This is a genomic window from Limnohabitans lacus, assembly GCF_030053395.1.
Classification (GTDB): domain Bacteria; phylum Pseudomonadota; class Gammaproteobacteria; order Burkholderiales; family Burkholderiaceae_C; genus Limnohabitans_A; species Limnohabitans_A lacus.
This window is the reverse complement of the sequence record NZ_JASGBH010000013.1, coordinates 15,353-28,598: the sequence shown is the minus strand read 5'-3', so window position 1 is coordinate 28,598 and position 13,246 is coordinate 15,353. Positions and strand designations below refer to the sequence as shown.

Sequence of the window (13,246 nt, the reverse complement as noted above, 5' to 3'; positions counted from 1 at the left end):
AAGATGCCGCGCTGGCCTTGAGTGGCATGAAAGAGTGACGGATGTTCAAAAATGTGATGGTTTACCGCATCGGCGAGGGCTTTGCCCCCACGCTGGCGGACGTGCAAGCGGCGCTGGAGCCCGCCCAATTTGTCGAGTGCGGCGCAAGTCAAGAAAAATCCGTGGGCTGGATTCCACCGCGTGGTGAAGCCTACGGCCCGCTGATCGAATCGGTCGGGGGTCAATGGATTCTCAAACTCATGATCGAGTCCAAGGCCGTGCCGGGCAATGTGGTGCGCCGCAAAGCCGATGAGCGCATCGCCGAGATCGAAGCGGCCACCGGCCGCAAACCCGGCAAGAAAGAAAAGCGCGACCTGATGGACGACGTCCTGCTGTCGCTGCTGCCCCAGGCTTTTGCACGGCAATCGACCGTGGTGGTCTGGATGGACTTGGAAAACCGCCGCTTGGTGCTCAACGCAGGCAGCCAAGGCAAGGCCGATGAAGTGGTCTCTGCGCTCATGAACGTTTTGGGCGGCCTGTCGGTGTCCTTGATCCAAACCGTGACCTCGCCCCAAGCCGCCATGACCCAATGGCTTTTGGCCCCGACCGAAGACGAATGGCCCGTCGACCTGACGGTGGAGCGCGAAACCGTGCTCAAGTCCACCGGCGAAGACGCCGCCAGCGTGCGCTTTACCCGCCACCACCTGGCCAACGACGATGTGCGCAAGCACGTGATGGAAGGCAAACTGCCGACCCAGCTGGCGCTCAGCTGGGACGGCCGCGTGGCCTTTGTCTTGACGGACACCCTGCAACTGAAAAAAGTGCAGTTCCTCGACGGCGTCATGGACGAATCGGGCACCGACAAAAACGAAGACCGCTTCGACGGCGATGTGGCCCTGTCCACCGGCCTGCTGGGCCCCTTGCTGGACAGCCTGATCGAAGCGCTGGGCGGCGAGATGGAACTGGGCGCAGAAGCAGCCCCGACCCAAACCCAGCCCACCGCCGTGACCGAAGCGGCTGACGACGACCCACCTTTTTAAGCACCCTGAGGAATGAACATGCCCTCTGTGATCGCGATTTGTCTGGGCGCCTGCATCGGCGCTTTGTCACGCTGGCAGCTGGGCCTGTGGCTCAACCCCAGCAGCAGCACAGCGGGGCTCATGCCCTGGGGCACCTTGGCCGCCAACCTGATCGGCGGTTATCTGGTGGGCGTGTGTGTGGGCGTGTTCCAGCAACTGCCCGACCTGGACCCCGTCTGGCGACTGGCCTTGGTCACCGGCTTTTTAGGCGCACTGACCACCTTCTCCAGCTTCTCGGCCGAAGTGGTCGCCATGCTGCAACAAGGCCGCTACGCCTTTGCGGCAGGCACCGCCTGCGTTCACCTGTTCGGCTCGCTGGCGCTGACTGTGCTGGGGCTCAAGACGGTGGCGATGTTCTGGGGGCGGTGATTCTTCACCCCCCACCCCGCTGCATCGTCAAATCAAAGCGCTTCATGAAGCGCTGACGAGCATCCTCTTCCACGCCCTCAAACACAAAAGACACCGCCAGCCGTTGCAGGCGCAGCAGCGCGATGACGCGTGGGGGCAGTTTGTGCCATTGCAGTAGCAGATGGCCGTCACCGATGTGCACGCGGGCTTGGCCGGTGCCCAGCTCAAAGGCGTGCTCGCCCAACGCGCGGGGCAAGGCGGTCAACCATTCGGTTTCGCTCGTGCCCATGTCGCGCTCAAAGCGCTCGGGGTAATAAGCTTGCATGGGTACGGTCGCGGCGCGTGCTCACCCACCGGCCACAGGGGGCCAGATGGCGAGCACATCGCCCTCCACCAAGGTGGTGGTGCCGCGCACTTCGGGGGCGATGTACTTGCCGTTGACCAAGACCAGATGCACCAGCTTGGGCGGCATGCCAAAGGGTTCGATGATTTGGCTGATGCTGGCCTGTGGGTCCACCTCCAGCGGCATCTGGTTGCTGCGGCGCACTTCCACCGGCAGGTAATCGGTCAGGGTCGCGAACAGTTTGAATGTGATCTGCATGCGGCGATTGTCGCTTCAGCGGCGGCGTGCGTCTTGCGCACCGCTCCAGTCGCCTTGGCCTTGCGCACAGGCCAGATAGGCATCCATCAGCTTGGTGGGGTCGTGCAGCAAGCGGTCTTTCCACTCGCCCAAACGCACCTGGCCTTCGACCAGGCCGCGCATCACGCCCACGTGCTCGGTCCAGCCCACGCTGTTGCAGCCGACCAGCACATCGTCTTTGAACTGCAGGCTCAGGTGGCGGCCTGCGGCCTTGTCGGTCAAGACCGCTTGTTCGCCGCCGGGCAAGCCTTCCCAGTTGCCAAAGCTGGTGGAGATCAAACCCAATGTGTCGAGCACGTTGATCTGTGTGACGCCTTTGAGGTTTGCGTTTTGACCGACCATGTTGAGCGCGGCCACGCGGGCTTGCTCGGCCGCATTGGGCTGGATGGCGCTCACAATGGTTTTGCCGCTGACTTTGTCAAAGGCTTCTGCGCAGTCGCCAGCAGCGTAAATGCCGGGCACGCTGGTTTGCATGTGGGCATCGGTCAGCACGCCTTGCAAGCAGCTGATGCCGCTGTCCTTCAAAAAGCCAATCGCTGGGCGCACACCGGTGGCGCTGATGACCAAGTCGGCCTCGATGGTTTGGCCGTTGGACAAGCGGACTTTCAAACCACCTTCATCGCCCGAAGACATGCCGATGGCCGAGGCCAGTTTGCCCAGCAAGCCGGTGCTGCCCGAGCCGCTCTCGATCGCCTCGACCTTGGTGCCGGTGAACACCTGCACGCCTTTGGCCTCGCACCAGTCGCGGATCATGCCGCCGGCCACGGGGCCCATCATGCGGGGCACCATGCGGTCGCCCATTTCCACCACGCTGAGCTTCACACCGCGGGATGCCAGCGCTTCCATGATGATGCAACCGATGAAGCCTGCACCCATCTGCAAGACCCGTGCGCCGGGCTTGGCCAAGGCTTGGATGGCGCGTGCGTCTTCCAGCGTCCAGCAGGGGTGCACGCCGGGCGAATCCATGCCGGCAATCGGTGGGCGCACCGGGTGTGAGCCGGTGGCGATCAAAAGTTTGTCAAACGCGATCGATTGGCCGTTGTCCAGCTGCACCGTGCGGCCACGGCTGTCCACCCGGCTGACCTTGGCCTTGATTTGCGTGATGCGCAAATCGTCAAAGTGGCTCGGGCTTTTGCGCAAATAGGTGCCGCGCTCGTCAATGTTGCCAATCAAGAGGTAGGGAATGGCCATGCGCGAATAAGGCGCATCGGGCTCGTCGCCGATCAAGGTGATGGTGTCGGCGGGTGCGTGCTTGCGGATGGTTTCGGCGGCGATCACGCCGGCAGGGCCTGCGCCCAAAATCACGTGGTGGGTCATGGTGTGTTCTCCAGAAACAGACAGCGGCCCCTGGGGGCCGCTGTGGTTCCTGTAGAAGCGCACGCCTGCTGCGAAGGCTTCGCGAGCAGGGGCTCGCTCCTACAGGGGCAAGGTCACAGGCCCAAGCGTTCCTTGGTGGCCGATGTGGGGCGGCCTTCGCCGTCCCAGCCGCGTGCGTCGTAGTACTTGGGCAGCATCTCGTTCAACTTGCTGACCATGCCTTTGCCGGGGCCGGTTTTGGCGGCTTCGGTCATCAGGCGCTTGGGCAGGTTGTCGTCGGCTTTGGTGAAGCCTGCGGCGTTGTTGAACTCGCGCTCCATGTTCCAGATGCGCTCGCCGATGTGGGCCAAGTGCTCCATCGAGAACTCGTCACCGCAAGCGGCTTGCACTTGAGGAGCCACGTCAGCCAAGGTCCAGGCGAAGCTGGTGAAGATGCAAATACCGGCCGAGTCAAACGCAGCGGTCGCGTCTTGGAAGGCCTTGACCAACTCGGGCTTGCCTTCGTGCTCGGTGGGCTCGGTCTTGACCGGGATGCCCAACACTTCGGAGGCGATGGTGTAGCCGCGCAGGTGGCAAGCACCGCGGTTGGAGGTGGCGTAAGCCAAGCCAATGCCCTGGATCACACGGCCGTCGTAGGCGGGGAATTCCTGGCCCTTGACGCTCATGGACAGGTCGGGGTGACCGTACTTGGCGGTCAAGCGCTTGGAGCCCTGGCCGATTTCCTTGCCAAAGCCGATGCCCTTGGCGGTCATGTCGGCAAACTCGCACAGCGCTTGTGCCGAGCCGAAAGGCGCTTCAATGCCCAGCTGCTCTTTGGTCAGCACGCCCATTTCGTACAGCTCCATCACGGCGCCGATGGTGGCACCAAAGCTGATGGGGTCAAAGCCTTCTTCGTTGCAAATCAGGTTGGCGTATTGCAGCGCTTCCAGATCGCTCACACCGTTGGCCGCGCCCAAAGCCCAGGCGGCTTCGTATTCGAGGCCACCGTTGGCACCCCAGTATTCAGGCTTGTTCTTGACCGAGAAGTGCCCTTCGTCGATCTTGCTGATGCGGCCGCAGGCGATGGTGCAACCAAAGCAAGCTTGGTTGGTCACCAGGTGCTTTTTTCCATCGGTTTCGCGAGGGGTGACCATGGCTTCGGCCGAGATGTCCTTGGCGTTTTCAAACTGCACATCGCGGTGGTTGCGTGTGGGCAAGCCGCCGATCTCGTTGATCACGTTCATCAGCACCTGGGTGCCGTAAGTGGGCAAGCCCTGGCCAGTGACGGCGTTGTCGGCCAGCACCTTTTTGGCGGCCTTGGCGGCAGCCATGAAAGCCTTGGGATTTTGCACATTGCCCACGCCCTTGGTGCCGCGCACCGCGATGGCCTTGAGGTTCTTGCTGCCCATGACGGTGCCCACACCCGAGCGGCCCGCCGCACGGTGCAGGTCGTTCACCACGGCGGCATACAGCACGCCGTTTTCACCGGCTTTGCCGATGCTCGAGACGCGCAGCAATGGGTCTTGCAAACTGGTCTTGAGGGCTTCTTCGGTCTTCCAGACGCTTTGGCCCCACAGGTGCGAAGCATCGCGCAGCTCGGCCACATCGTCGTTGATGTAGAGGTAAACCGGCGTGGCCGATGCACCTTCAAAAATGACCATGTCCCAGCCGGCCATCTTGAGCTCAGCGCCCCAATAGCCGCCCGAGTTGGAGCAAGCGATGGTGCCGGTCAGAGGGCTTTTGGTGATGACGGTGTAACGGCCGCCGGTGGAGGCCATGGTGCCGGTCAGTGGGCCGGTGGCCCAGATGATTTTGTTGTCGGCCGACAGCGCCTCGACTTTGGGGTCGATCTCGCTGATCAGGTATTTGCTGCCCAGACCGCGCGAGCCCAGGTAGGCCTTGGCCCACTCCATGTTCAGCGGTTCGGATGTGACGGTGCCAGCCGTGAGGTTGACGCGGAGGATTTTTCCAGCCCAAGACATGTTGATGCTCCTTGTGGGTGGGGGATTAACCGGCTGTGGGCTGATTGCCCAGCTTGTCGGCCCACTGTTTCATTTTGTCGATGCCTGTCCAGTTGGCATCGACGAAGGTGATGGCGCCGGTCGGGCAGGCGTCGGCACAGGCCGGGTCGCCACCGCACAGGTCGCACTTTTGCACCTTGCCGGTTTCCTGCACATAGTTGATGGTGCCGAACGGGCAAGCGATGGTGCAAACCTTGCAACCCACGCAGGTGGACTCGTTGACCACCTTGGCGCCTGTGGCCTTGTCCACGGTGATGGCTTCCACTGGGCAGGCGTGCAGGCACCAGGCTTCGTCGCACTGGGTGCAGGTGTAGGGCACTTTTTTGCCGGTGTGATGGAAATCAAACACCTTGATGCGCGACTTGGAGGTGGCGTATGTCCCGTAGTTCTCGAAAGAACAGGCCATTTCGCACTGCAAGCAGCCGGTGCATTTGTCCGGATTGATGTGCAGGACTTTCTGCATGTGGATCTCCTGGTGGTGTTGCAGCCTTTTCAAAGCCGCACTTATGAATCAGAATGCATAGCCATTGTTGATGTGACTTCTGCGCGACACCTTGGGTAGAAACCCTAGCTTCTGAAGGGTCTGCATCAACAATTCTCAACTTGATACACACCCTGACATGTCACTGACCCACCCTGCCAACGACCGCCTCTCGCGCATCGACCAAGCGCGGGACCTGGTGTTTCATGGTCAAGCCGCACAAGGCACTGGGGTCGCTCAGTGGGTCACGCAGTCTTGGCAACGCTGCCTGACGATGGGCTTGGCGCCTGAGCACAAGGTGGGTTTCGATGCGGTGTCGGCCCAGCAGATGCGCCGCGTGCAAGAAGCCAGCTGGCCCTTGGTGCAGGCTGCGCAGCCGGTGCTGGCCGAACTGGCCCGGGCCATTGCCGATATCCGTTACTTTGCGATCTTGACCAACGCCGAGGGCGTGGTGGTCGATGTGCACGGCCCCGTGGACCGGCAAGACCGCCGTGCCGATGTGATCGCCCGTGTGGGGGTGGACCTGTCTGAAAAATCGGTGGGCACCACGTCCATCAGCGCGGCGCTGTCGCAGTTGCAGCCGGTGTGGCTGCACCGGGGTGAGCATTTCTTCAAAGACACCAGCGTCTACAGCTGCGCGGGTGCGCCGGTGTTCGGGCCCGATGGGGTTTGCGCAGGCATGCTCGACTTGACCGGCGTCGAAACCGTGGAGCGCCCAGCGCTCAAACACCTGGTGCGCCGCTCGGCCCGCAGCATCGAAAACAGCTGGCTTTTGGCCTCCTCACACGCCCTGGTCTTGCGTCTGAACTGGCCGGGCAATCAGCCCGGTGACGACAGCGACGGCCTGCTGACCCTGGACCCCGACGGCCGCATCCTGGGCGCCAACCCCACGGCGCGGCAAATGCTGTCTTTGCCCTCCGAGACGGCCGGTCAGGCGCTGCACGCCAGCGATGTATTTGCCACCGCTTGGCAAGGCTTGTTTGATGCCGCCAGCCGCCAAGACAGCCCCCAAGAATTACCGCTGTGGTCAGGCCTGCGCTTGCAAACCCAGGCCTTTCGACCCGGCAAGCAAGCCCTCGCTGCGCACAGCACAGCCATGCCAGGCCATGGGAAAGCGCTCAAGGATGTGCAGACCGACATGATCCGAGAAGCCGTCACCCAAGCGCGTGGCAATGTGGCCGAGGCAGCCCGGGTCTTGGGCATCAGCCGCGCCACGGTTTACCGCAAACTGGGCAACCCCAAGGGCGAGTGACTCGCCCTCTCTTTGAGGGCTTATTTGCCAGCGTTCGGGAAGAACAGCTGCTCGCCACCGATCTTGTAGTCGGCGATATTGGCTTGGCCTGCAGGCGAGGTCACCCAATCCACAAATTTTTGCGCATCGGCTTGCTTGACGTGGGCATGCTTGGCGGGGTTGACCACCATCACACCGTACTGGTTGAACAAGCGCTGATCGCCCTCCACCAAGACCGCCAGATCGGCGCGGTTTTTGAAGTTCAACCAGGTGCCGCGATCGGCCAACACATACGCGCCTTGTGAGGCCGCGATGTTGAGCGCAGGCCCCATGCCGCAGCCGCATTCACGGTAGCCGCTGCCTTTGGCCGCGTCCAGATTGGCCAGTTTCCAATAACGCAACTCGGCCGCGTGGGTGCCGCTCTTGTCGCCCCGCGAGACAAAGGCCGCGTTGCTGGCAGACACTTTGCCCAAAGCCGACACGATGTCCTTGCCCTTGGTGCCGGCCGGATCGGCCTTGGGGCCAATCAGCACAAAGTCGTTGTACATGACCGCCTGGCGCTTGAGGCCAAAGCCGTCGGCCACAAATTTTTCTTCGGCCACCTGGTCGTGCACAAACACCACATCGGCGTCACCCCGACGTGCCATGTCCAGCGCCTGCCCTGTGCCCAACGCCACGACTTTGATGTCGATGCCGCTGGCCTTTTTGAAGGCGGGCAGCAGATGCGCAAACAGACCGGATTGTTCGGTCGATGTGGTGGACGACATCACGATCGACTGGGCCTGCGACAAGGCGGCCACCGAGGACAAAGCCGCCAGCAACACAGCGCTGCGAAAAACAGAACGAATCTTCATGAGATTTCTCCTTGAACAAAAGCATGGGCTTGGGGGCTGTGCTCAGCCAACGCCGAAGCATTGAAAAAAACATCCACCGGCAAGTCGGCCAAGACACGACCGGCCTCGAGGTAAATCACGCGAGAGGCCAAGCGTTTGACTTGGCCCAGGTTGTGGCTGGCCCAGATCAGGGTCAATGCCTCACCTTGCGCAAATTCAGCAATCAGGTTTTCCACCTCGCGCTTGGCATAGGGGTCCAAGCTGGCGGTGGGCTCGTCGAGCAAGAGCACATCGGGCTGACGCGCCCAGGCCCTGGCCAAGGCCAAACGTTGCTGCTGTCCGCCCGAGAGTTGACGGCCGCCTTGCTGAGCCACGGCCGTCAGGCCCACGCGCTGCAAAGCCTGTACCGCGCGCTCGCGGGCTTGACGCCAGCTCAAGCCCAAACTGCGGTCGAGCCAGATGCCCAAAGTCACATTGTTGAGGGCCGAGATGCGCAACAAATGGGGCCTTTGAAACAGCATGGCCAAACGGCTGTTCGGGTCTCTGTGCACTTGGCCAGAAGCCAGCGGCAACAGCCCCTGCAAGAGCCGCAGCAAGGTGCTCTTGCCCGAACCGTTGGAGCCCAACAGGGCCACCCGTTCACCCGGCGCAATGCGCAGATCGATGCCCGTCAGCACCGTGGCGGACCCCAGCTTCACGCCAGCGTTTTGCAACTGAACCACAGCGCGGCTGTTCATGCGACCCACCCTTTGGTGGCGGCCACGGCTTGCCCGGTTTGGCGTTGCCCCCAATAGCGCAGCACCGCCGCCAGCAAATTCAACAAGAGCACCACGGCCAACAGCACCAAGCCCAAGCCCAGCGCCAAAGGCAAATCGCCCTTGCTGGTCTCCAAGGCAATCGCGGTGGTCATCACGCGGGTGAAGCCATCGATGTTGCCGCCCACGATCATCACCGCGCCCACCTCGGAGATGGCGCGACCAAAAGCCGCCACCCCAATGGTGAGCAAGGCGTAGCGCTCGTCCCAAGCCAAGAGCAGACCGCGCAAAACCGGCCCCGCGCCCAGCGAGGCCCATTGCTCGCCGTGCTGCACTTCCACATCTTCGACCACTTGCCGCGTGAGGGCCGTGACCACCGGCACCACCAAAATCACTTGCGCGATGACCATCGCCTTGAAGCTGAACAGCCAACCCAAAAACCCCAAAGGCCCGGTGCGCGAGAGCAGCAGATACACCAGCAAACCCACCACCACCGAAGGCAAAGCCAGCGAGGTGTTCAGGACCACCAGCACAGCGCCCCGTCCGGCAAACCGGGCCACCGCCAACCAAGCCCCCAGCACCACGCCCAGGCCATAGGCCAGCAGGCAGGCGGTGGCGCTCACGGCCAAAGACCGTGACACCACAGCCCACAAGGCCGGGTCCATTTGAAAGATGAGGTTCAGCGCCGTGGCGGCGCTGTCGTAGAGGGTGTTCATGACAAGCGATGGATGCTACCCGAGCCAAGGGCCGCTGACCCTCCGTGTTCTCCGCTATGAAACGCCGTGCATAGGGCGCAGCCACGCAGATCAACCCATGCACAAGGGTCATCATTTCTTGATGCACACTAGGGCCGTGCGACACATTGACCTTTCCTACCACTGGAGCCCCGAGTCCCTTCAAGCCAAAGCCAGCGATTCGACCTCGCCGCTGCGCAACCCCTTGATGGATCTGCTGCAAGCCGTGCGCAGCGCGGGCTCGATCTCGGCTGCCGCCAAGGCCTTGGGCCTGTCGTATCGCCATGTGTGGGGTGAACTCAAGCGCTGGGAAGAAACGCTGCGCCAGCCCTTGATCATTTGGGAAAAAGGCCAAGCCGCACAACTGACCGAATTTGCCGACAAGCTGTTATGGGCCGAACGGCAAGCCCAGGCGCGGCTGACGCCGCAAATCAATGCCCTGCAAGCCGAGCTGGAAAAAACCTTCGCGGTGGCCTTTGACCCGGACAGCCATTTGCTGACGCTCTACGCCAGCCATGACGACGCTTTGGTCCGACTGCAAAACCACTGCGCCCGCCAAGCCCTGCACCTGGACATGCGCTTTTGCGGCAGCGTGGACGCGATCCGCGCCCTGAACGAAGGCCGGTGCCGGGTGGCCGGCTTTCACGCCCCGGTCGAGCCCGACGCCGACTCGCTGGTGGCCCGCACCTACCGACCGCTGCTCAAACGCGGACAGCACAAGCTGATCAGCTTTGCACGCCGCGAACAAGGCCTGATGGTGCGCCCAGGCAACCCCTTGAATTTGCTCCATTTGCAAGACCTGAGCCGCCCCGGTGTGCGCTTGGTCAACCGGGCGCTGGGCACCGGCACCCGCCTCTTGCTGGACCAATGGCTGCAAAGCGCGGGCCTGTCTGGCGCCTCGATCCAAGGCTACGACCTGGAAGAAAGCTCGCACGCTGCCGTGGCCGCCAGCATTGCCGCCGGCCAGGCCGATGTCGGGCTGGGCATCGCCTCGGCGGCGCAGGCCCAAGGCCTGGACTTTGTGCCCCTGGCGCCAGAAAACTATTGGCTGGTCTGCCTGAAAAGTGCGCTGGACACCCCGGCCATCTTGCAGCTGCGCCAGATCTTGCAGTCGCAAGGTTGGCAAGAGCAGGTCACGCAATTGGCCGGTTACGCCACGCCCGCCGACTGCGGCCGCATCCAATCGCTCAAACAGCGGCTACCTTGGTGGCCTCATCGATCCAGCGAATGACGGAGTGGGTTCAAAATGCAAAAAACCGCGCCTTGGCGCGGTTTTTTGTGGCGAAAAGAAAAGTGTCTTACTTTTTAGGCTCTGTGCCCATCAACGCTTTGAGCGCATCGTCATCCGACTTCTGGCTGTTGGCGTCTTCTGCAGAATCATTGGGTTTGAGCGCATCGCCGGCACCTGTCTCACCCGCATTGGAAGAGCTTTCCAATTGCTGCATCACCTCACTGGCATCGAGTTTGGTACCCTCTTCCATGCCGCCTGTGACCAAGCCGGGATACATTATGACGGCAGCCACCATGATCAACTGAAGACCGATGAAAGCGATCGAGCCCTTGTAGATTTCAGTGGTTTTGACCGATGGAATCAAAGCCCCAGTGACGCGGTCTTTGTAATCGTTCTTGGGCGCCACACTGCGCAAATAGAACAGCGCAAAGCCAAATGGCGGCGTCAAAAAGGACGTTTGCAAGTTCATGGCAATGATCACGCCAAACCAAATCATGGCCTGATCAGGTGTCATGCCAGGCACCATGCCGGGCAAAATCTTTTCAGCAACTGGGGCCAACAAGGGGATCACGATGAAGGCAATTTCAAAGAAATCGATGAAGCAACCCAAAATGAAGATCAAGAGGTTGACAACGATCAAGAAGCCAATCGCGCCACCAGGCATGTCCTTGAACAAGTGCTCCACCCAAATGTGACCATCGGCCGCATTGAAAGTGAAACTGAACACCGTCGAACCAATCAAAATGAACAACACAAATGAAGCCAGTTTGGCTGTGCTGTCGAGCGCTTGACGCGTCAGGTCCATGGAAAACTTGCGCTTGACCAAGGCCAGCACCACGGCACCCAAGGCCCCCATGGCACCACCTTCAGTCGGTGTCGCCACGCCCAAGAAAATGGTTCCTAAGACCAAGAAGATCAGGATCAGCGGAGGCATCAGCACAAATGTGACTTGCTCTGCCAACTTGGAAAGCAAACCCATTTTGGTGACACGGTTGACGATGGACAGGGCCAAGCCCGTCAAGGAGGCCACCGTCATCGACATGATGATGATTTCATCTCCAGCAGCAGGCTGCGTGCGCCCCGTAATGCCACCAATGATTTGGTCGTGGACCTGAGCCCATCCATAACCAATCACAGCACACAAGGCCAACAAGATCAGCAAGGAGCGGTGACCCGAGGCGCCATTGTCTTCACGGTAAATGCGTGCTTCGGGTGGCAATGCCGGCACCATGTCAGGCTTGACGAGCGCCACCACCACAATGAACAGAATGTACAAACCAACCAACAACAAACCGGGGATCAAAGCGCCGGCATACATGTCACCCACCGAGCGACCCAATTGGTCAGCCAACACAATCAGCACCAAAGATGGGGGAATGGCTTGCGCCAAAGTGCCAGATGCCGTGATGGTGCCAGTCGCAATGGTGCGGCTGTAGCCGTATCGCAGCATGATGGGCAGGGAAATCAAGCCCATCGAAATGACGGCTGCGGCGACAACACCCGTGGTGGCTGCCAACAAGGCACCTACCAAAATGACCGCAATGGCCACACCACCGCGAACGGGTCCAAAGACCTGACCGACGGTTTCCAGCAAATCTTCGGCCATGCCTGAGCGTTCAAGAATGATGCCCATGAAGGTAAAAAATGGGATCGCCAAAAGCGTGTCGTTTTGCATGATCCCGAAGATCCGCAAGGGCAAAGCCTGGAACATGGATGCGGGGAACAAACCAGCCTCCATACCAATAAAACCAAAACCCAAGCCGCAAGCGGCCAAAGCAAATGCCACGGGAAAGCCCGTCAGCAAAAGAATGAACAGGCCCACAAACATGAGCGGCACAAATTGTTGTGCGAGGAACGAGGCTTCCATCAACGGTCTCCCTGTGCTTGGGTCATTTTTTCGAGTTCAGCGGCACGCTTCTGGTCGTCCGAGAGTGCTTCTTCTGTGGACAACACATCGGGGCCCTGTCCCTGCAGGAAAGCCCAACGCTTGACCATCTCTGACAGGCCTTGCAACTGCAACAGGAAAAAGCCCAGAGGAATCAAAGCGTACGCTGGCCAACGAACCAAGCCACCCGCGTTTTGAGACATCTCGCCGCTCACCAAGGCCTGAACAAACAAGGGCCAGGACAGATAAATCGAGATCAAGCAAAAGGGTGTCAACACTAAGGCGAAGCCCCAAAAGTCAATCCAATTGCGGGCGCGATCGGTCAGTCGGCTTGAAATGAAGTCAATGCGCACATGCGAATTGCGCAGCAAGCCGTAACCGGCGCCCAGCAAAAACACACCCGCAAACAAATACCACTGAATTTCCAACAAGGCGTTGGAACTCGTATCGAAAATTTTGCGAACAATCGCATTGCCAGCGCTGATGGCCGTGGTCACCAAGATCAGCCAGCCTGTGAATTTGCCCACCTTCAGATTGAGCGCGTCAATCCAGTGAGAACACTGTTGTAGGAAGCCCATTGGCATCTCCGTTGTTTGAATCAGGCGCGATTGTAAGTCGCTGTAAGTGAATTCCCCTGCGGGGTAAACCGTGATGACTTGAAATTTACCCAAGTGGGGTGAAGCTATTTCAAAAAACAAAAAACCCCAACCTTTTTACAGGATGGGGTTCGTCT

Annotated in this window: 14 protein-coding genes; 4 read left to right on the top strand and 10 right to left on the bottom strand. The window is 60.6% G+C overall.

Annotated features, from left to right (window positions below):
• The first annotated feature begins 41 nt into the window (after nucleotides 1-41).
• Both QLQ16_RS14830 and crcB read left to right on the top strand, forming a co-directional pair.
• Complete coding sequence (locus QLQ16_RS14830; RefSeq protein ID WP_283225449.1) at nucleotides 42-1,019, top strand: recombination-associated protein RdgC; 978 nt, start codon at nucleotides 42-44, stop codon at nucleotides 1,017-1,019.
• An 18-nt stretch (nucleotides 1,020-1,037) separates the two neighbouring features.
• Nucleotides 1,038-1,427 (top strand): fluoride efflux transporter CrcB, encoded by a 390-nt coding sequence (gene crcB / locus QLQ16_RS14825; RefSeq protein ID WP_283225448.1) that lies wholly within the window; start codon nucleotides 1,038-1,040, stop codon nucleotides 1,425-1,427.
• A 4-nt stretch (nucleotides 1,428-1,431) separates the two neighbouring features.
• Here the strand turns inward: crcB and QLQ16_RS14820 are convergent, their stop codons facing one another.
• The 5 genes from QLQ16_RS14820 to QLQ16_RS14800 form a co-directional block, all read right to left on the bottom strand.
• Complete coding sequence (locus tag QLQ16_RS14820) at nucleotides 1,432-1,731, bottom strand: hypothetical protein (protein ID WP_283225447.1); 300 nt, start codon at nucleotides 1,729-1,731, stop codon at nucleotides 1,432-1,434.
• 21 nt (nucleotides 1,732-1,752) lie between these two features.
• Nucleotides 1,753-2,007: a sulfur carrier protein ThiS gene (gene thiS / locus QLQ16_RS14815; RefSeq protein ID WP_283225446.1), complete on the bottom strand. Its 255-nt coding sequence runs from the start codon at nucleotides 2,005-2,007 to the stop codon at nucleotides 1,753-1,755.
• Nucleotides 2,008-2,022: 15 nt separating this feature from the next.
• Nucleotides 2,023-3,363: an NAD(P)/FAD-dependent oxidoreductase gene (locus QLQ16_RS14810; protein ID WP_283225445.1), complete on the bottom strand. Its 1,341-nt coding sequence runs from the start codon at nucleotides 3,361-3,363 to the stop codon at nucleotides 2,023-2,025.
• Nucleotides 3,364-3,476: 113 nt separating this feature from the next.
• Nucleotides 3,477-5,324: an aldehyde ferredoxin oxidoreductase family protein gene (locus tag QLQ16_RS14805; RefSeq protein ID WP_283225444.1), complete on the bottom strand. Its 1,848-nt coding sequence runs from the start codon at nucleotides 5,322-5,324 to the stop codon at nucleotides 3,477-3,479.
• Between the two features lie 25 nt (nucleotides 5,325-5,349).
• Entirely contained in the window at nucleotides 5,350-5,826 is a 477-nt protein-coding gene (locus QLQ16_RS14800; RefSeq protein WP_108311570.1) for a 4Fe-4S dicluster domain-containing protein, read from the bottom strand.
• A gap of 157 nt (nucleotides 5,827-5,983) precedes the next feature.
• Here QLQ16_RS14800 and QLQ16_RS14795 point away from each other — a divergent pair, with 157 nt between their 5' ends.
• A complete protein-coding gene (locus tag QLQ16_RS14795) occupies nucleotides 5,984-7,096 on the top strand; it encodes a helix-turn-helix domain-containing protein (RefSeq protein WP_283225443.1) in 1,113 nt (370 codons plus the stop codon).
• Nucleotides 7,097-7,116: 20 nt separating this feature from the next.
• Here QLQ16_RS14795 and QLQ16_RS14790 read toward each other — a convergent pair whose 3' ends face one another.
• From QLQ16_RS14790 to QLQ16_RS14780, 3 genes are read right to left on the bottom strand one after another with little or no spacing between them, the layout of a single operon-like run.
• Nucleotides 7,117-7,929: an ABC transporter substrate-binding protein gene (locus QLQ16_RS14790; RefSeq protein ID WP_283225442.1), complete on the bottom strand. Its 813-nt coding sequence runs from the start codon at nucleotides 7,927-7,929 to the stop codon at nucleotides 7,117-7,119.
• On the bottom strand, nucleotides 7,926-8,645 hold the full coding sequence (locus QLQ16_RS14785) for an ATP-binding cassette domain-containing protein (protein WP_283225441.1): 720 nt from the start codon (nucleotides 8,643-8,645) through the stop codon (nucleotides 7,926-7,928). Before QLQ16_RS14785 ends, QLQ16_RS14790 begins: the two co-directional genes overlap by 4 nt.
• Nucleotides 8,642-9,379 carry an ABC transporter permease gene (locus QLQ16_RS14780; protein ID WP_283225440.1) on the bottom strand — a complete coding sequence of 246 codons (738 nt, stop codon included), beginning with the start codon at nucleotides 9,377-9,379 and terminating at the stop codon, nucleotides 8,642-8,644. The genes QLQ16_RS14785 and QLQ16_RS14780 overlap by 4 nt, the downstream gene beginning before the upstream one ends.
• A gap of 136 nt (nucleotides 9,380-9,515) precedes the next feature.
• Between QLQ16_RS14780 and QLQ16_RS14775 the strand changes: the two genes are divergently transcribed.
• The gene (locus tag QLQ16_RS14775) at nucleotides 9,516-10,628 is read left to right on the top strand and encodes a substrate-binding domain-containing protein (RefSeq protein ID WP_283225439.1); all 1,113 of its coding nucleotides are present in this window, start codon (nucleotides 9,516-9,518) and stop codon (nucleotides 10,626-10,628) included.
• Nucleotides 10,629-10,695: 67 nt separating this feature from the next.
• Here the strand turns inward: QLQ16_RS14775 and QLQ16_RS14770 are convergent, their stop codons facing one another.
• Both QLQ16_RS14770 and QLQ16_RS14765 read right to left on the bottom strand, forming a co-directional pair.
• Entirely contained in the window at nucleotides 10,696-12,495 is a 1,800-nt protein-coding gene (locus QLQ16_RS14770; RefSeq protein ID WP_283225438.1) for a TRAP transporter large permease, read from the bottom strand.
• Complete coding sequence (locus tag QLQ16_RS14765; RefSeq protein ID WP_283225437.1) at nucleotides 12,495-13,091, bottom strand: TRAP transporter small permease subunit; 597 nt, start codon at nucleotides 13,089-13,091, stop codon at nucleotides 12,495-12,497. The genes QLQ16_RS14770 and QLQ16_RS14765 overlap by 1 nt, the downstream gene beginning before the upstream one ends.
• Between the last annotated feature and the right edge of the window lie 155 nt (nucleotides 13,092-13,246).

Bases quoted from the DNA above. Each gene is read 5' to 3' on its own strand.
- QLQ16_RS14830 (WP_283225449.1), top strand. From the start codon at position 42: ATGTTCAAAAATGTGATGGTTTACCGCATCGGCGAGGGCTTTGCCCCC.
- crcB (WP_283225448.1), top strand. From the start codon at position 1,038: ATGCCCTCTGTGATCGCGATTTGTCTGGGCGCCTGCATCGGCGCTTTG.
- QLQ16_RS14820 (WP_283225447.1), bottom strand. From the start codon at position 1,731: ATGCAAGCTTATTACCCCGAGCGCTTTGAGCGCGACATGGGCACGAGC.
- thiS (WP_283225446.1), bottom strand. From the start codon at position 2,007: ATGCAGATCACATTCAAACTGTTCGCGACCCTGACCGATTACCTGCCG.
- QLQ16_RS14810 (WP_283225445.1), bottom strand. From the start codon at position 3,363: ATGACCCACCACGTGATTTTGGGCGCAGGCCCTGCCGGCGTGATCGCC.
- QLQ16_RS14805 (WP_283225444.1), bottom strand. From the start codon at position 5,324: ATGTCTTGGGCTGGAAAAATCCTCCGCGTCAACCTCACGGCTGGCACC.
- QLQ16_RS14800 (WP_108311570.1), bottom strand. From the start codon at position 5,826: ATGCAGAAAGTCCTGCACATCAATCCGGACAAATGCACCGGCTGCTTG.
- QLQ16_RS14795 (WP_283225443.1), top strand. From the start codon at position 5,984: ATGTCACTGACCCACCCTGCCAACGACCGCCTCTCGCGCATCGACCAA.
- QLQ16_RS14790 (WP_283225442.1), bottom strand. From the start codon at position 7,929: ATGAAGATTCGTTCTGTTTTTCGCAGCGCTGTGTTGCTGGCGGCTTTG.
- QLQ16_RS14785 (WP_283225441.1), bottom strand. From the start codon at position 8,645: ATGAACAGCCGCGCTGTGGTTCAGTTGCAAAACGCTGGCGTGAAGCTG.
- QLQ16_RS14780 (WP_283225440.1), bottom strand. From the start codon at position 9,379: ATGAACACCCTCTACGACAGCGCCGCCACGGCGCTGAACCTCATCTTT.
- QLQ16_RS14770 (WP_283225438.1), bottom strand. From the start codon at position 12,495: ATGGAAGCCTCGTTCCTCGCACAACAATTTGTGCCGCTCATGTTTGTG.
- QLQ16_RS14765 (WP_283225437.1), bottom strand. From the start codon at position 13,091: ATGGGCTTCCTACAACAGTGTTCTCACTGGATTGACGCGCTCAATCTG.